The following is an 18,361-nucleotide window of genomic DNA, read 5'->3' as shown; positions in this document are numbered from 1 at the left end:
CCTATGTTTTAGTGTTTTTGTCCCTGAAAACCTGATTCCGGATAATAAAATAATATTTGGCAGAGAGCGGTGGGGAGAAACTGTTTTGATTTTTGGTGAAAATTGGCTTTTTGGATGAAAAGGCGGATAGGGTTAACGGCAAATTTCTCGTTAAACCTTCTTTCCTTTATTGTCATAAGTTCCTCCTTGTCTAATAATTCTTCGTTTGCTATAAGCAATCCTTTTAATACTATTTGCGCACAAACAAAATTTCCGCGCTTTACAGCAAATGTCCCATTTTCTCCTTTTTGGCGTCGAGATATTTTTTACTGTGGACGTTTGCCGCGACTTCTATCGGTACGCGCTCGACAATTTCGATGCCGTAGCCCGAAAGTCCCGAAATTTTCACGGGATTATTTGTCAGAAGTTTAATCTTTTTTATTCCGAGGTCTGCCAAAATCTGCGCGCCTATTCCGTAATCGCGGGCGTCCGCGTCAAAACCGAGCTGAAGATTTGCCTGAATTGTGTCAAGCCCGTCGTCCTGTAAATTATACGCGCGAATTTTGTTGCTGAGCCCTATCCCCCGCCCTTCCTGACGAAGATACAGAAAAACGCCGCCTTCTTTTCCGATTTTGGACAGCGCCATAGCTAATTGATTTCCGCAATCGCATCTCAGCGAGCCCAAAACATCGCCCGTAAAGCACTCGGAATGCACGCGAACCAAGGTTGGTTTTTCGGAGGATACATCACCCATTTGCATAACTATATGCGTGTGCCCTTTGAGCGTTTCTTTGTAAGTTTTTATCTCAAACGTCCCCCATTCGGTCGGAAGAGTCGCCTTAGCCTCAAAACAGACAAGCTTCTCTTTTGCGTAGCGATAACGAACAATATCCGCGACTGAAATAATCTTTAAATTATGCTCTTTTGCAAAAACATCCAAGTCGTCGCGGCGAGCCATAGTTCCGTCGTCGTTCATAATTTCGCAGATTACGCCGCTCGGATTTAAGCCCGAAAGCCGCGCTAAATCAACGCTTGCCTCAGTCTGACCCGTACGAACAAGCGTGCCGCCTTTTTTTGCCCGAAGCGGAAATGTGTGTCCCGGCATAACAAAATCGTTCGGAGTAGCGTTCGGGTCTATGAGTTTCAGGATGGTTGTATTTCTGTCGGCGGCGCTTATTCCCGTGGTAGTTCCCTCGCGCGCTTCTACCGAAACCGTGAAACCCGTCTCAAAACTGGAAGTATTTCGCTCCACCATCATCGGAATTCGCAAATCGTCGAGGCGATGCCCTTCCATTGCAATGCAAATAAGTCCCCGACCGTATTTCGCCATAAAATTCACCTTTTCAACGGTGGATTTTTCAGCGGCGTACGCCAAGTCGCCCTCGTTTTCACGGTCTTCATCATCGACGATAATTACCATTTTGCCGTTTTTGTAATCGCTAATTATTTCTTCAATTTCTTCAAAGGTCATGATGCCCCTCCCGTCTTTTCAAAATCCACTCCTTTCGAGTAATCCTTCAAGGTTTCTGTCAGCCGATGTAGGGGCAGGTTTTAAACCAGCCCTTACCGATTGGTTAACATTCAACATTCTTTCTATATATCTTGCGAAAACGTCGCATTCCAAATTTACGCTGTCGCCTGCTTTTTTGGTCGCAAGCGTTGTATTTTTGAAGGTATGCGGGATAATCGACAATAAAAACTTATTATTCGCAACATCGGCGACGGTCAGCGATATTCCGTCAACTGCGACCGAGCCTTTTTTTGCAATGTATTTTGAATATCGCTCATCGGCGCTCAACCAAAAAAGCCGAGAATCGCCATCACACTCAACACTTTCGATTTTTCCTGCCGTATCAATATGCCCCAAGACTATATGCCCGTCGAAGCGCCCGTTTGCGGGTAGCGCCCGTTCAAGATTTACCGTCTGCGAAATTTTAAGGTCGCCCAAGTTAGTTTTGGAAAGCGTCTCACTCACCGCTCTGAAAAAAAGCGTTCTCCCGCTAATTTTCTCGACAGTCAAGCACACGCCGTTTATGGCAACAGAATCTCCGATTTTGCAGGCAAAGTCGCTGATTTTCGGCGAAACACCGATAACTGCACTTTTATTCTCGGGCGAAAACGATTTTATTTCGCCGATGGTTTCAACCAATCCAGTAAACATTTTGCGACAGTCGGGCAACGGTTGCCGCCCCCTCCTTTATTTTATAATAATTTTGTGATAAAATACTTTATGCCGAAACAAAAAAGGGCAGACACGGTGGTCTGCCCTTACAAATAATCGCAATTTTGTGTTAATTCCCTCCCGCCGACACGGAAATTGTGCGACTGCGGTCGTCAAATGCGGTAAGGGCAGGTTTCAAACCTGCCCTTACATTGTAAAATATCAGCCTAAGATAATCATCTTCCCGCGGCGCCGATAGGGATAGTGATGGTGAATGATTGATTGACGCCGCTTGGTCCGGTTATGTCTAATATCGCCAAATAAGCTCCCGCTCCAACCCTTCGTCCCGACTGATTTTGCGCATTCCATTCAACAAGAATTCTGGTTGTTGGTATTTCGCTTGTCGGAAGAAGAAGCGACGCGAAAACATTGGGGTTTACAGGGTTATTCCTGTTCGTTTCCAATCCTCTGAAATCGACAACAAGGTTTCCGAGAGGATCTACTATTCGTCCTCGGATATCAATCGCGGTAATATCCAGTTCGTCTATCCGCGCACTAAAATCAGCAAGTATAACAGGAAGCGCTTGCCCTGCTCGAACTTCGATAGACGTTCCATCGTATCCAATCGGCTCATGCCCTCGAACGTGCGAGCTGATAGGCGTTAAAACCAAACGGTACGGCACTAATTGACGGTATTGGTGCATTTGCACTTCCGACGGCAATCTGTCTTCCGCCCAAAGTTGAAATTTTATCGTATGTAGCACCGACGAATCCGCCAAAGCAATCGGAAGTGTGAACGTTCCGTTTGCGTTTAGTGTAAGCTGATTTTGCGTGTTCGGCTCGTTGGACAGCGGGTTAATCGGGTCAATCGGAATGCTTCCGTCGGTTGTTATAGTATAATAAAGCCTAAAACCGCACAATAATTCGTTTGAGTTAATCGACGGCGGAGTAATTGTAATGTTAAACGGGTCGATAAATCTGTGAATTGTCGGATTTCCCGACGGCGAAACGGTAGGCGCCATAAGGGTCGTCGGAACAAATTCCCAGTTTTGCACGCTCGTCTCACCGTTTTCGTTTATAAGAAGAACACCGACGAAACGATTTGCTCCCGCTACGAATATATTATCAACAGGCGAATTTGGTGCGGGCGTTCCGTTGCTTGCATTCTCAAACCACGCCTCGTTGCGCTCTTGTGTGCCGATATTATACCGAATTGTATATCCGTCTTGGCTTTCAAATTCAATTCGGATATTTTGGTGCAGTCCGAACGGTTGCGTATTATTGGCGGGGCGTTGCGTACCGCAAGAAGAAAGCAAAATCAACTCCGCCTCTTGTCCTTCGGGACGGTCGTAAACAAAAATCCACTCGCGAATTTGAGACGAAGCAAATTCCTCAGGTCTCGGAGAAACTGCCTGCGCTCTCAAAGTTATAGTGTCGTTATTCTGCCTGAAATCGCTGTTTGTTAAATTTATAATCCCGTTATACGGTCTTGTCGGTGCCGAGCCGTCTATACTCCAAACGATATTGGCAACGTTTTCGTCGTCGTTCAGCGCGTTTAATCTGATTCCGACTTGTGGTCGGCGGAAAACATTACGCGCGTTTGCAAGTCTGAAAAGCGTGTCGTTCACGGCGTTTCGCGCTTCGATGTCGAAAGTCGGTATCGGCGGAGTGGTTACGATTCTAAGTGGCGCCGTATTTGATTGCCTTGTGTTTGAGTGCGCTATGTTTTCAATAAAAAATACGTTAGTTCTTATATTCAGCTCACGACCTGCCGAGGCACTATGATGTGTTCCCCAAGTACTCGGATTTTCTCTGGATTCCCAAGTGCCTCCGCCAACTCTTACAATAACATACCAAGGTTCGTTCGCATTTACCCAATCTTGCGGCAATGGGTCGGGAACTCTGAAAGTAACGCTTTGAGTGCCGGTATAACTGGTATGTTCAGTATTTAATCCGGGGATTTGTCTTCCAAGAGATGCCGCCGAAGAATTAACAGGGACTTGTCCGCCGGTCATAATTATGCTTTGCGCGCCCGGACTGTTGAAAGAATTTGGGTTTTTCGACAGATAGACAATCCAATAGCCGTGCGCATTCCAAGCGATTTTATTAAAACTAATATCAGCCGTTACGGTTACTTCTGTTCCTGCGGCGGTTATAATTTCAGGACTGATTCTCACGTTTGTGATTCTGATATTCGTAAGTTGCGCCGATACGGGAATGACAAACGCCGTAAGAATTGCCAATGATAATAATATTTTCTTCATAATTTTCTCCTTTTTCCTTTAATTACCGACGCAATTTGAATTATCGACCCTGTATTCAAACTCAATTACCCAGTCGCTTCTTGCGGGGATATGTCCGTTTTCACCTGTAAGTCTCCACGTCAATCTTTGCCCGTTTTGTGTTTGCGTTATGGTGGCTGTCGTTTCTGTTCTGAAGCCGTCTTCATGGCGGATAAAGGCATAACTTGCATTACCCGTAAATCGCAGACAAGAACTTAGATCGTCCCAAATATCGCCAATCTGAAACGGGAAATTATTGGGATTTCTTACCGTAATGTACACTCTTCCTGTTTCTCCGAGTCCTCTCTCTTCGTGTTCAAATCTTTTGGATATTGTGTATCGCTGTGTTCCCGACATTAAATCGTATAAATTTTGCACAGTAGCCAAAGTTGTTTTTGAGGTAATTGTATTACCTTGACTACCTACATCGGGATGGTCTCTGAAGCCGCTTACTGAAAAACTGAGTATAAATCGCCCGTTTTCGTATTCGTCTCTTAATCCGCTTTTGTCCCAAAACATTTTTACCGCTCTACCTTGTTCGCCGTTTCTTATCAAAGGAATAGCATATTGTAAATCTTGGTGCCTTACACCGCCCGAACGAATCCATCTCATCGCCATTCCGGGTTGTCTTTGAAGAGAGTCTAAGTTGTTAAAATCGGTAGCAAAATTTTCCGCTCGTATATCATTGTTAAACCAAAAATTAACAACAGCCTCGTCTACGTTGCCCCATTGGTCATTGATATTATTTCTTGTAAGCGCATTAACAACAGCTATAGTGCCTCGATTTCTGTGTATATATTCCGCATAAGCAGCTTGTATGTAAAGTCCGCCGCCGTCTCGCAAATGTGCTTTAAAATAATTAAGGTCGCTTCTTGGGTCGTTTTCATTTGTAGTAATTACAGACAAATCCGTATTAGCATTATAAATCCAGTGCATTTGCACATATCTTAAATCGTAAACCTGCGACCAAAAAGAAAGCGGGTTTCCTGCGACCCAAAGTTCATTAAATATTTCTAAATCTCTTCCTCGTAAGTTGGCGTCTGCCCACCTCCGTAAATTAGGACTAATACCTTGTTGCCGTATATCAAGAACGTTAATCATAGTAAGCTCAGGGTCTATCTGCGGAATCCCTTGCGCTATCATTTGAGAGCCCGTGAAAGGTAAGTGTCCTAAATCTACTCCTCGCAAATCAGGGTGCTCATCAAACAGTTGTGAAAATCTTGCATCGTCTAAAAATCTATCGTCTCTGGTGAGCGCCGCCCCAAAAATACGCATCATCGGTATGGAGTGATCCCATTGTCGGTTGGTGTTATCTGTACTACGCTGGCTATTAAACAAAATCAACGCGCTTCCGGGGTTTTGAGGAGCGCAGGGTACGCGGTGAGGGTGGCACCTTTCGGGGGTATCAATATCAGCCCAAACATTTATTGATAACAGAAAAGACAAGACAAGCAAAATTGCCGCTCTTGAATTTATAGATTTTCTGAAATTTTTCATAACTCCTCCCAATAAATATAATCATTTCGCATATAATATAATGCAAGAACGGTGAAAATTCCTGAAAAATTACGTTTTTCTTGAAATTATTCCAAACTGTCCATAAAGAATTTTAATTTATAATTCTTTTTTCGGCGAATTGGTTGGCGCGAATGTATTTTAATATATATTAAGGAGAGGTTTATGAAAGGTTTATTTTATTTTTTGAAAGAGCGGCGTGATGTTGCAAGTAGTATTTGCGTAGCTTCAGCAGGTGGTTCTTTTATTGGCGGCTTGTTATTTAACACACTTGGCGCAGGCGATAGCTTAGAAAATGCAGTTATTGGCTTTTGTTTGTATGTGTTTTTCATTATTTTAAGCATTCTTTTGAAAGGAGGTAAATAATGGAACTTCTAATAGTAGGTGGTGGTGCTGCGGTGGTTATGTCGTTTATAACGGCAGGCGTTTTAATTGCAGAAAGAGACGAAAAGCGTAAAGCAAAAGAAGCGGCAGAATAAAAGCGGCATGAAATGTATTTTATGCAACATAACTATGAAAAATTATTATTGCATAAATTAAAAAGGCGAAAACCCTTCATTGGATTTTCGCCTTTTTTAAGCTAAGCGCTTTTTAAGCATATATTGTACTTGTCAGAAATTACGCATAATCAACGATTACGGAATGATTGCTGTGTTAATTGCCACCCGTTCCTGCCGAACTTACGGATATTTGTCGTCGGAATTCTCGTCTTACAGGAGACGGACGGTCATAAAACTGCACCGAAACATCTATAAGCGCCAAGTATGTTGCGGCTGCGACAAATCTGCCTGCATCATTTTTACCATCCCAAACTGCCACGCCTACAACATTACCTGCACGGTCGCCATCCTGAATAACGACAAATTTCATCTCAATATTTTCACGCACTACATTACCGACACTGTTGATAATTCTCATAGTACCGCGATTGTTGTAATGGTTGGGACGAACAGGTCCCATCGCCTCAACTATAAGCGCGACGCCTCGTGTTCCAATCGGAATTTGGTAGTGTCGGGCAAGACCTTCGTCAAGAACTGCAGGTTTCGTGCGACCTCTTACATTCACAAGACGAAGCGGCTGAGGAACTACCCATAATTCAAAATTGTCCGCATATTCATTAGACAAAATAAGCGGCGCGCGAACAGTAAGCTCAACCTCGTTGCTATCTGCGTCAAAAATGTGTCCGCCTTGCATAACCCAAAGACTGTCGCCCGATACAGGGAAAGGAATTGAAGACGAGGCAACATTGTATATCCGGCGGCTGTTATTTTCGCTGCGAACAGGCTCGCTGTTTTCAAAAATCATATTGTAATTTTTGGACTGATTTCGGCTGTAAAACGAATACGGACTGTCGGGAAGAGTATTTGCTCTGCCTCTGAGTTCCACAGGCTCGCTGAACACAACTTCGAGCGTTGTATCTGGATTATCCGACGAAAATATGTAATACGCTCTCAAAATAACGGGCGCAACGTTGTCTTTTATCAGCAAAGGCGCAACGTTCGCTCTTATTGTTATGTTTTCAAACGTTATATCGTTTTTGAGTTGAATTACGTCTCTTTCGTCTGTTGACGTCCGCGGAGGAAATTCGGCGCGGTTTCCGTTTGCCGCCTGTATCGCCGCGGCTTCGACAACGTGCAGTTCAAAGCCGTTTTCTATTAAACTGACGCCGTTTATTGTGAAATTCCGCGAGGGCGCAAGCTGGAAATAGTCGGAAAAGGCGATTTTTTCCGCGAGTTCCTGCGATACCGGCATCCCCAAATCAACGCTTATGCGGTCTATATATCCGTCGCGGGCGGGCTCTATTGTTCCGTTTTCGCGAACGACGCCGATATCAAAATAAGCAGCCGAAATTATTTTAGCCGCGACTTCCCGATAAACTCTGACCTTTTTATTGCTTTGCGCTCTCTGCCCGTTTAAGCGAGGAAAATCCTTAACGGGAATTTCAGCCTCTGAATTTATAAAAATAGAATCGCCTTCGGAAATCAGCGAATTATACGCCGAATTAACTGTAAAACGTCCCTCTCTGCCGCTCAGAGCCGCGCCGTAAAAACGAACGGAATAGAGCGGATTATCGGCGGCGGTCATATTTTTAAACATAAACGGTTGATTGTCGGCTTCGACGTTTGCGACAAAATCTTCGCTCATAACAACGCTCAGTATATCGCTTTCGCCCGGAATAAACGACGTTTTTATTTTTGCCGAAACAATAACGGGCGCGGCGCCGTCGTTTATGCTAATATCCAAAATACGCAAGCTTTCGCTCAATTCCTCGTACTCTTCGCCGAGGTGTTCTATGCGTACCGTCATTGCGCCGCTTGTCGAATCCTGAGGCGCGCCCTCGGTAAGGTAAATATGGATATATGTACTGTCGATAATCCCGTTTGTATTTCGATAATTTGCAGAAAACACATAATCGTCTATGCCTGCAAAACTTACACTGAAGCGGGTTTCGTCCAAATTCAGCGGGGTATCGAACGGAATTACTATTTTTTCAACTTTTCCGTCGCCGTCGGTATCGTAATAGAACGACAAATTTTCGGATACGGTCGGCGGAAAGGTTGTCGGCGCTATATTAACCGTAATTTTTACCGATCTAATCCATGAATCCGTCTCGTATTGTACTCCGACGTGGTCGCTGTAAAGAGCGGTATCAAGCGCGATTACAAAAAAAGTATCGACAAATTCCGTAAGCCCTTCTACGCCGCTCAGGTCGTAGCGAACTCTTGCGCCGTCGCCGATAATTTCAACGTTTGCGCCGAGAGCCGTTGTAATTTGTTGACCGCCCAAATTTCCAAATGCGTTGCCGATATTCAGCACGGGATCGGAAATAATACGTTCGCGGGAAAGTCCGATAATTCTTTGTCTGTTTAAACTCGACGGTAAATCCGGGTCGCTGTAATTTTGCAAAACGTTTATATTTACAAATCTTCCTTCGGCGACATTTGTGAAATAATCCGGGATATCGAACGGATGGTCGTTCCAAGGGCTTATTTTCACGATAAATTCCGCAATTTCGCTTTCGATTTCAGGCTCCTCCACCCCTTTATCAATCGTTTTTGCGGAAAAAGTGATTTCGCGATGATTTAAATTCTCAAAATCAGCTCTAAAATTTTCGTTGGTTGTTATATGATAATCGTCCGTAATTGTAAACCAGTCGCGCACGTCAACTCCGACAACATCCCGTATAGACAAAATTTCGAGACGGCTTTCGTGGCAGGGACTGTTTTCTTGCGGAATGAGCCGTCCGACCGACTGAGCGCCCTGACGAGTCCAATCGAAGAATTCTATAACGCGATTTTGAGTAAAAGTCGGAGGAAGCGCCGTGTGCTCTTCGGGGCGTGGTTTGTCGTCGCTGAGAATGGTAAAGGTTATCGGCTCGGGCAACACCAAATCTATTGCTCCGCGCGGAGTTATCAGTAAATCGGTAAATGTAATTGTAAATGTTGCGTCTCCCCTGTTGTCGCCGTGGTCGATTATTCTGAGAGGAAGCGCGCGCGTACTTGGCGGAAGCCCACCCCACGAAGAAGAAGAAAACAGTAGCCCGCCGCTTAATTCCTGTATGTAAGCGCGCGCTTCTCCCGGATTGTTCACTAAACTGGCGCCCTGTCCTCTCGCGACTATAACTCCGCTGTTTGCCGTAATCCGATAACTGACCGATACCATTACGCCCGACGGTATCTGCGGAGTAATTGAAAACACAAGCTCATCGGTATGATCGGCGTTTTTATCCACCGACCATCGAATATTTGGGTTGCCGCCGTTAAGCGTGTATCTCGGCTCGTCGCAAGGTCCGGGTCTGCCCCAACCGGTATTTTCCCAATCCCATCGACTGTCTTCGACAAAGGTTGTATTGGGCGTAATTATCGTAAAGACCTGATTTTGTCCTAACGCCGCTCCGCAAATAAATAAAAATAACACAATAGATTTTAACGCCCAACCTTTTTTCATAAAGACCTCCTTAATCTCCTGCACTCGTTCCTGCCGAACTTACCGATATTTGTCGTCTGAATTCTCGTCTTACAGGAGACGGACGGTCATAAAACTGCACCGAAACATCTATAAGCGCCAAGTATGTTGCGGCTCCGACAAATCTGCCCGCATCATTTTTACCGTCCCAAACCGCCACGCCTACAACATTACCTGCGCGGTCGCCATCCTGAATAACAACAAATCTCATCTCAACATTTTCACGCACTACATTACCGACATTGTTGATAATTCTCATAGTACCGCGATTGTTGTAATGGTTGGGATGAACAGGTCCCATAGCCTCAACTATAAGCGCAACGCCTTGTGTTCCAATCGGAATTTGGTAGTATCGGGCAAGACCTTCGTCAAGAACTGCAGGCTCCGTGCGACCTCTTACATTCACAAGACGAAGCGGTTGCGGAACTACCCATAATTCAAAATTGTCCGCATATTCATCAGACAAAATAAGCGGCGCGCGAACAGTAAGCTCAGCCTCGTTGCCATCTGCGTCAAAAACGTGTCCGCCCTGCATAATCCAAAGGCTGTCGCCCGACAAAGGGTAAGGAATCGAAGACGAAGCAACATTGTATGTCCAACGGATGTTATCTGCACTGCGAATAGGGTCGCTGTTTACAAAAATCATATTGTAATTTCTGACAAGATTTCGGCTGTAAAACGAATACGGACTGTCGGGAAGAGTATTTGCTCTGCCTATGAGTTCCACAGGCTCGCTGAACACAACTTCGAGAGTTGTATCGGGATTGTCGGGCGAAAATACGTAATACGCTCTCAAAATAACGGGCGCAACTCTGTCAAACGGAGTAATACCGCTCGCTTCAACGGTAATCGAGCCGTCCGCAATTTCCGTTATGCCGATAACTTCGTCGCTACCGACAGAGGTTCTCGGCTCGCCTGTTCTCCTGCCGTCCCGCCAAACGGCGTTCGCCTCGATAACCGCCAAGTCAAATCCTGTTTCGGTTAAAGTAATATCGCCTTTTGTAAAGCCTCGCGAAGCGGGAAGGATAAGAGCCTGAGCAATTCTTTGTGCAAACGAACTCTCTACCTGCATTCCCAAATCAATACTTATACGATCAATAAATCCGTCAAGTGCGTCGCTTGTTCTTCCGTTTGAAAGAACGCCGAAGTCGTCCCAATAAGTCGCTGAAAGTATCTGCGTTCTGGTTTGCCTCTCTATCGGAACGCGGACGTTGTGCGGATTTGTCTGCGAGTTTTCTGCCATATCCGTAATAACTGCATTTTGCTCGTCAATAATATTATCGTAATTGATGAAAACAGAGTCGCCGCCGACTATTATTCCACCGTCAGCCATAGTTATAATAAACGTCCACTCGCGATTGTTGTCGGCAGGAATACGTTCCGCAAACGAAATTGTGTATTCTTCGCCCGCCTCCGTAATAAACTTGAAAGGTAAACTTCCGCCGCCCGTAGAAATACTTGTTGTCGGCTCGCTGAAGGTCAAAACAAGCGTGTCGTTAGAAAAAAGCGACCTTGTAAACATCGCCGATGTAATTACGGGAGCCGCTGCGTCGCGAGGTCTAACAACTTGCTGTTGCGCGCCCCAAATATTATCGGGAGGCGTTATTGTGATTGTCATTGAGCCGTCGGTTATATTGGGCGGCATATTATTCAAGCTAATTTCAATTAAACTGCGGTTCGGCACATCGTTTTCCCGAACAAATCTTCCGCCGTCGTGTTGAACCGTCAGCGTTTCTCCTCCATACTCAAATACAATACCAAAGGTAGTATTAACGAGGTCAACATCTCTGTCGAACGGAATTACCACAAAATCTATTGTTCCGTCGGCGTTTCTGTCTTCATAGAAACCGTCGTTCATTACAAACGGCTCTCTTGACATAACTCTTACGACAACTGTTCCGTCGCTCGAAATCCGAGTGCCGTCGGGAAGCGTAATTGCCAGCGTATAAACAAATCTGTCCGTAAGTTCGGCAGTGTTTACGTGGTCATAACGCACTGTTCCGTTGCTACCCGCTCCTGTTAAATTATGAGTAAGAATTCCGTGTTGAGTGCTGTCTGCAAGAGTAAAAGACACTCCGCTTTCAATCCAAGTATCTCCCCAAATATCTCTGAGCGCGGCTAAAATATTCGCATAAATTTCGCCGCCGATTGTGGGATAATGAATATCCGATGTGTGTTCTCTTTCCCTTACCTGCATTTCAAAATCCACCGCCGCAGGGTTGGGCGCAATCGTTAATGTCAATGTATTTGAGGTTGAATGAGCGAAATTATACGGAATTGAATCAAAAACTCCGTTGTTGTTAAAGTAATGCATATAATTTACATCGTCATTTACGTGGAAAGTAAGAACGACCGTCGTCGGAGCGGCAATATCCGCCGAATAACGGAAGAAAATCGTGCTGTCGCCTCTGATTTCGACATCGGCAAAACGCGGGTCGCTTGCAGGAGTAGAAACGCCGTTTACCGTAAACGTAAATGGAACATTTCGGTTAATCCGCAATATTGTTCCCCAATCGTCATCGGTGTCGGCGGCGGTAATTATCGGAATTACTCTTCCCTCGCGAGCGCGAAGTTGGTCGGTTTTTGCAGTAAGTTTAGGCGTGCTGTCGTTATACCAATTTACAAAAATATCCACAAACGCAGGAAAATCACTGCGAACTTCACCGTCCGTCGGGGAAGTGAGGGAATAATACGTAAAGTTGTCTTCCGGTTGGCGAAGTTGGTTGTTAACAAGACCAACATCCGCGGTATATGTAAATGTCCCGTCGGCTCTCAGCAGAAGCTCTCCTCTGCTTGTGGAATCGCCCATAATTACCGTCGCGGCAAAAACGGCAGGGTCATCAATGGTCGGAGCGTCGTTTGCCAAAATATTTGTCTCTCCGTCCCACAATGTGCTGACTGTGCGATTACCCCCTTGTCTGTCCAAAATAATTCTGTCTCGGACAGGTTGAGCCGCGCCGACAGTTCCTCTTTCAAGCACAAACCTGACCTCTATGGGCTCAGACGGCACTTGCCCGTCGGGTTCGGACAAAGCGGACTTATATTGTCAACTATTCTGTAAGTGAAATAATACACATTGTCTGCCAATGTAAAGTCGCGCGGAACAATTATTCTGAATGTTGCAGGCGGCACCACTTCAACCGTAATGCCATCGGGCAAATTGCTATGGTCAAGAATAGCAAGCGCATTTCTGTCGTTGCCGAAATTGTGGTTTGTCCATCTGTTTGCAAGATTTATATCACGGGTAGCGCCGACGGTAATTCCGGTTATAACCGTATCAATGCCTGTCGGTCGTTGGTCTCTCGCAGGGTCAATGGCAACAGTAATTGTTCCTTCTCCCGTAAGAGTAGTCGCGGTATTTCTGACGGTGTATGTAATTGTAATGGGACTTCTGTTTTCCGCGGGAGTAAGACCTCTCAAATCGTACACTAATCTTTGACCGCTGTTTTCAATACGGAAAGCGCCGATGTTCGGGCTTGCGGTATGCGGCGCTACAAAAGTATGCGCTCCCGTAAGTCCCAATTCCGAAATGTTTACTGCCAATTCATCATATTTACAGACATTTCTTGTCAGCGGTTCAAGTATAGGCGGAGAATTTACCACAACACTAACAGGGATCCATCTGTCGAAATGGTCGGTGTTCCAGCTTGCTCCCGTTAAAGCGTCTGTATATGCAGCTGTATCGCGCGCTACAATGAAGAAAGAAACAGGAGCGGTAAGCGGCGTAGCGGGCGGTGTATATATAACAATGTTATTTGCAATCGCAACAGTTCCGCCGCCATTTGGAATGGTCAACGAAGTATTACTCGAAGTAGCGGGAGTCGGACCTGCAAGAACGCTTTGAGCTGGAATAGCGGGATTGCCGGCATTCCAAATTCCATCGCGTTGTGTAGTTGAGGCGCTTGCAACTACTGCGCGCACTATTTGTCTGTTGTTGACATTAGGCGCATCGGCATCACTGATAAACCAATTATACGTTCCGCCTGTCGGGTGTATCTGTAATGTGCTTCCGGCGTTTATTGTGGCGGTTATCGGTTGCGTTTCAAACGCCCTGTTATTCCACGGAAGAATTGCAACAGTAATGCTCAACGGGTCGCTGTCTTGTATGCAAGCCAACTGAGTGCCTCTGTCGTGTCTTACGATAATCTGAAGCGGTATGGTTCTGTCTCCCGTATCGTAATTTGCTCTGTAATAGCCGTTTGTTATGATTTGCCTGCTTGAATTGATAGTAAATCCGTTGTAAATGCTTGTCCCGTTAGCAAAAAGCAACTGCGCACCCGAAGGCGGAGCATTAAGCGTAGCAACAACCTGCCCGACAGGATTTCTGCGGGTTCCCGCCAAATTCGTATGGTGTTCTATGATACTGTTTTGCGACCCGCTGATCGACGGACGAGCAGGACGAGTTTGCGCTGTCGCAGGATTTATGGTGATGATGCCGGGGTTATCTAATGTTAAATTCACAGTCCCATCAAAACCCGAATGCCAATTTGCAAGCGTATCTAACACAACTCTGATACTTCCGCCTTGCGCAGCGCTTTCATCGTTTACTAACTGAAATGTTATCGGATGAGTTTGATTTGAAGCATTAAATGTTAAATTTCCTGTTAATGCCGACGGAGAAAAGTTTCTGACATCTCTTGGGTTTTGCAAACCGCCCTCAAGTGTTATTGTATATCTTAAGGTAATACTTTGATTTCCCGTAAGCGCATTATTCAAGCCGATATTAAATGTCTGAACAGGCGTAGTTCGGTTGGCATCACATCTCCATTCTCTTGTGAACGGTCCGCCTGTAGTCGCTGCTGTAAGATTAGTAAATTGTCCGGGTTCAAAAACAAAACCGTCGGGACCTACCTGACCGACAAAACGAATTCTTTGAGCCAAGACCTGACCTGATACGGGAGAACGATATTGCATATAAATTGTGCCGTACGGAGCAATAAAAGAGCCGATTATCGCCCCTGTCCCCCAAACAGTATGTATAGCCGCTGCCGCCCCACGTTGACCCATAGATAAACCCATACAATCATCGCAATGATTACTCAATGCAATTAGCAATATTTGTCCTCTGGCTTCAGCCGGATAATCATTAATGCTGACAAATCCTTGCGGAACAAACGACGCCCCTGTTCTTAGGAAAACTCTGCCGGTAACATATATGATAGTTCTGTAATCAGTGGTGCCCGGGCGCGGCGCTATTGTTAATCTGGCATTGTCATTTAATGTCAAATCACCGTTAATGAAGCGCACTCCGGCTTGCCAAGTTGTATTACCGACAGTAACGCTACTTCCGTGCCAATGCTCAATTCCGAGAGCAGCAGCCTCCGACTGATTTCTCGGACGGGAAGATACGGGAATATCGGGCAATCTGGGAAAAACATCATTTTCATAAACCGGAATTCTCGGTTGTATAATATTGGTGGCATTGCCACCCGCTATCGGATTTCCGACACCGCCGAAATAAACCCTGTTAGTATCAGGGTTAGTAGTACCTCTCGCCAAATTTCCTCTGTTAGTTCCAATGTGCGCTATTCCCGATTGAAGCGTGAGCCGAGCGCCACCGGACGCAGCCCCCGTATTTGTGAAAACATCCGTTCCCACAATACCGGAATTCGGCGTACCACTATGCGAGTGTATGCTCAGCGTATCCCTTGCGTAAATCACGTGTTCCATTAAAAAAGGGTCAAGCACAGGATTAGCCCAATCGTTGCCAATAGAAAGGCGAGCTCCGCGAGGACCTGTAGGATCAGGATACTGCCCAAATACAGCCCCCGATAACAAAAACAATAATATGCAGATTTTTTGAAAGAACCTTCTGGTTTTCATATAACACCTCCATTATAGTATAAATCCCTTGTGCAACCTATAATGTGAGTTTTTTCTTGTAAAACGCAATTAAATATATGTTATGTCAAAAGAAAAGTGGGAAGAAATTGTAGAATTTTGTTATTTTTTCAACATTTTCTCTTCAAAACAACGCTGACGAGCGCTGAATTATCCGAAGCCGACTATGCAGTCGAAAATTTTCTTGCCGTTGTGTTCTATCCACTTTGATTGCGGTTTGCCGGTGTTTTTGTCGCTGCGGAAATCGAAAGTAAGCAAGAAGCCCGTGTTCCTGTTTTTGCTTTCTAAGTACCCGCAAAGTTGGTCGTATGCTTTTTCGTGCGCCGCTTCGCCATACCAGCGTTTCAATTCTACTATAAATTGTTCCGCACCGTAATCTACAATAAGATCTATTCTTTCTGCGCTGCGAGTTTCGCTTTCGATATGGTAAAAACCCGCACCGTTTATCACCGGTCTGATATATGTTAAAAACAGCATTCGACATTCGTCTTCCAAGAAAACTTTACTTTTTTCACGATAAAGTTCGTAATAGTGTTGCGCAAATCTTTCTATGCAGACGTCCATATTAAACTTGCCGCCTTTTGTTACGTCGCTCGAAACCACTCTGTCTATACGAATGCCCTTTCGCTGTTTTTCCGTGATAAAATGTTCATAGATTATCAATTCAAAAATCGTGTTATCTATAACTGCTTTCCCGTTTTGGTTTCTTATGTATCCGAAAGTATGCCCTAATCCCACGGCGTAGTCGGTTGTGCTGAATTTATAGTCGGCGCCGTTTATCGTCAGGTCATAAAGCAAATCCGACAGTTCTTTGTTGGATAAAATATTTTTACCCAAATCGTCAATAAGAGTGCTTTGCTCTTGAAGAATTAGTTTTACTGCTTCCAAAACACCGTTTTTTGTCCAATTTTTATTCAAATTATTTTCTATCCGCTGACAAATCCGCGAAACAAGATACGGATAGCCGCTTGTATAATCGCGAATTTCTTGGGCAACCGCCTGAATATCCATTCCGGACTTGTGGTCTTTTTCGTATTCCGTAAGCATAGAAGCGATTTCTTTAACGCTCAACGACATATCCACTTCAAAGTTAATTGCTATGTTCCAAGGCGAATTTATGCGTTTTTCGCCGTCTTGAAGTTGATGCGTCCCTGCTTGCACCATTTTTATTTTAAGGTTTTTTATGTCGTAAACTCCGACTAAAATTACGCTTTGAAAAGTTGCGCCGACGCCGTCGTTTCTGTCAAGATATTTATCTCGCAACATTCCCAAAAACTTCAAAAACACAAAATTATTCGATGTTTTATCGACTTCGTCTATCATAAGGACATATTTTTTTTCGGCGCAGACTTTATCCAAAAAGTCGCTGAACAAGTCAAACGCTTTAACCGTTTCGTCCACCCAAATTTCACCGCCGGGTAAATTTCTTCTGGTGAAATATCTTGCGCATTGATTGAGCAAACCTTGACAAAATGTCTGCGGGTTGTCAAACATCTCATCGTCAACGCCTTCAAAACTTATCCTGATAACGGTATATTCATCGGGCAATCCCTTTTCTAACAAAGAAAGCGTTGTGGTTTTTCCGTATTGACGACCGCGGTTAATAGAGAAATAATTACCTTGCTTCACATATTGCGTTATCTGTGCGATTTTTTCACTCGTGTCCGCCATATAGTGCATACTCGAAACACAAAGCCCCGTTACGTTAAACTCGCGCATATTTGCTCTCCTGAATTTATTTTTATTTGCTTATAAAATACGTAGGGCTTTTATTTCGGCTTCTGTGAGACCTGTTGCTTGGGCGATTTGAGCGGTGGATAGTCCCATTTTTTTGAGGTTTTGAGCGGTTTCAATTTTACCTTCAATTTTTCCTTTCTCTTCCGCCCCTCTCAACAATGCCTTTTTCGCCCTAATCGCATCTTCAACCTTATCATACGCCTCCAATTCCTCAGGCGTTAAAGCACTCTCTGCAACACATTCTACGGCTTCTCTCAAAACTTCATTATTCAAAAAATCCGCCGAAATCTCTTTTGAATTTCTGTCAATCTCCGTCAAAAACCGAAGCCACAAATTAAAATAATCCAACTCGTCCTTACTTTTTGGCTTATATTTCGGCAACTCAACAAACACAAATTCCAACCCTTTTATCTGCTTATTTGTATTCTTAATATTTACAATCTTGAACTGATGGTAATACTCGTCAGCCATTTCAGGGTCATCGTCAAATGTATCGTTCACCAAATTGAGCGAATAAACGGGCAACAAAAGATTAAACTCCTGCCCCTTTTTCAACGGCTGAATATACGCCTTGCTCGCATTAAGCAACACCCTTTGCTGAAAATCCTTAGTCCAGTTCATTTGCATTTCAATAATAAACTGCCGTCCTGTTTCATCTTTGCAACGAACATCGACAATAGTATCCTTAAACGCGGGAATTTCGGGTAAAAGTTCGTTGGTATCGTATTCAATTTCTATAATTTTGGAATTTTCATCAAATTTCATTAAGGAATTGAGCAAACTTATGCACAAATTTTTATGTGTCCCAAAAACCTTTTTGAACAACAAATCGTTTTTCGGGTCAAGATATTTTTCAAATTTTTCCATATTTACCTCCTAT

The 18,361-nt window shown here is 44.5% G+C and carries 10 protein-coding genes; 1 reads left to right on the top strand and 9 read right to left on the bottom strand.

The features are described from left to right. Positions 1–259: 259 nt before the first annotated feature. From FWE23_09845 to FWE23_09830, 4 genes are all read right to left on the bottom strand, one after another. Entirely contained in the window at positions 260–1,450 is a 1,191-nt protein-coding gene (locus FWE23_09845; protein MCL2845730.1) for a bifunctional 3,4-dihydroxy-2-butanone-4-phosphate synthase/GTP cyclohydrolase II, read from the bottom strand. Between the two features lie 18 nt (positions 1,451–1,468). Then, positions 1,469–2,140, bottom strand: a complete 672-nt coding sequence (locus FWE23_09840) for a riboflavin synthase (protein ID MCL2845729.1) — start codon at positions 2,138–2,140, stop codon at positions 1,469–1,471. Positions 2,141–2,376: 236 nt separating this feature from the next. After that, on the bottom strand, positions 2,377–4,404 hold the full coding sequence (locus FWE23_09835; protein MCL2845728.1) for a hypothetical protein: 2,028 nt from the start codon (positions 4,402–4,404) through the stop codon (positions 2,377–2,379). 18 nt (positions 4,405–4,422) lie between these two features. Then, complete coding sequence (locus FWE23_09830; protein MCL2845727.1) at positions 4,423–5,919, bottom strand: hypothetical protein; 1,497 nt, start codon at positions 5,917–5,919, stop codon at positions 4,423–4,425. Between the two features lie 183 nt (positions 5,920–6,102). On the opposite strand from FWE23_09830, the gene FWE23_09825 reads away from it, so the two are divergent. Next, a complete protein-coding gene (locus tag FWE23_09825; protein MCL2845726.1) occupies positions 6,103–6,303 on the top strand; it encodes a hypothetical protein in 201 nt (66 codons plus the stop codon). A gap of 288 nt (positions 6,304–6,591) precedes the next feature. Here the strand turns inward: FWE23_09825 and FWE23_09820 are convergent, their stop codons facing one another. The 5 genes from FWE23_09820 to FWE23_09800 form a co-directional block, all read right to left on the bottom strand. Then, entirely contained in the window at positions 6,592–9,885 is a 3,294-nt protein-coding gene (locus tag FWE23_09820) for a hypothetical protein (protein MCL2845725.1), read from the bottom strand. 10 nt (positions 9,886–9,895) lie between these two features. Next, positions 9,896–12,934 carry a hypothetical protein gene (locus tag FWE23_09815; protein ID MCL2845724.1) on the bottom strand — a complete coding sequence of 1,013 codons (3,039 nt, stop codon included), beginning with the start codon at positions 12,932–12,934 and terminating at the stop codon, positions 9,896–9,898. Continuing rightward, positions 12,895–15,726: a hypothetical protein gene (locus tag FWE23_09810; protein ID MCL2845723.1), complete on the bottom strand. Its 2,832-nt coding sequence runs from the start codon at positions 15,724–15,726 to the stop codon at positions 12,895–12,897. The genes FWE23_09815 and FWE23_09810 overlap by 40 nt, the downstream gene beginning before the upstream one ends. Positions 15,727–15,894: 168 nt before the next feature. Beyond that, positions 15,895–17,463, bottom strand: a complete 1,569-nt coding sequence (locus FWE23_09805; protein ID MCL2845722.1) for an AAA-like domain-containing protein — start codon at positions 17,461–17,463, stop codon at positions 15,895–15,897. A gap of 30 nt (positions 17,464–17,493) precedes the next feature. Beyond that, positions 17,494–18,348, bottom strand: a complete 855-nt coding sequence (locus FWE23_09800; GenBank protein ID MCL2845721.1) for an Rpn family recombination-promoting nuclease/putative transposase — start codon at positions 18,346–18,348, stop codon at positions 17,494–17,496. Between the last annotated feature and the right edge of the window lie 13 nt (positions 18,349–18,361).

The sequence above is a fragment of the Chitinivibrionia bacterium genome, from assembly GCA_009779925.1.
Classification (GTDB): Bacteria; Fibrobacterota; Chitinivibrionia; order Chitinivibrionales; family Chitinivibrionaceae; genus WRFX01.
Note: the sequence above shows the minus strand (reverse complement) of the source record. Positions and strands in the feature narration are given on the sequence as shown.

Coding starts and splice junctions, on each gene's coding strand:
- FWE23_09830 (MCL2845727.1), bottom strand. CDS start 5,919: ATGAAAAATTTCAGAAAATCTATAAATTCAAGAGCGGCAATTTTGCTT.
- FWE23_09840 (MCL2845729.1), bottom strand. CDS start 2,140: ATGTTTACTGGATTGGTTGAAACCATCGGCGAAATAAAATCGTTTTCG.
- FWE23_09845 (MCL2845730.1), bottom strand. CDS start 1,450: ATGACCTTTGAAGAAATTGAAGAAATAATTAGCGATTACAAAAACGGC.
- FWE23_09825 (MCL2845726.1), top strand. CDS start 6,103: ATGAAAGGTTTATTTTATTTTTTGAAAGAGCGGCGTGATGTTGCAAGT.
- FWE23_09820 (MCL2845725.1), bottom strand. CDS start 9,885: ATGAAAAAAGGTTGGGCGTTAAAATCTATTGTGTTATTTTTATTTATT.
- FWE23_09800 (MCL2845721.1), bottom strand. CDS start 18,348: ATGGAAAAATTTGAAAAATATCTTGACCCGAAAAACGATTTGTTGTTC.
- FWE23_09835 (MCL2845728.1), bottom strand. CDS start 4,404: ATGAAGAAAATATTATTATCATTGGCAATTCTTACGGCGTTTGTCATT.
- FWE23_09810 (MCL2845723.1), bottom strand. CDS start 15,726: ATGAAAACCAGAAGGTTCTTTCAAAAAATCTGCATATTATTGTTTTTG.
- FWE23_09805 (MCL2845722.1), bottom strand. CDS start 17,463: ATGCGCGAGTTTAACGTAACGGGGCTTTGTGTTTCGAGTATGCACTAT.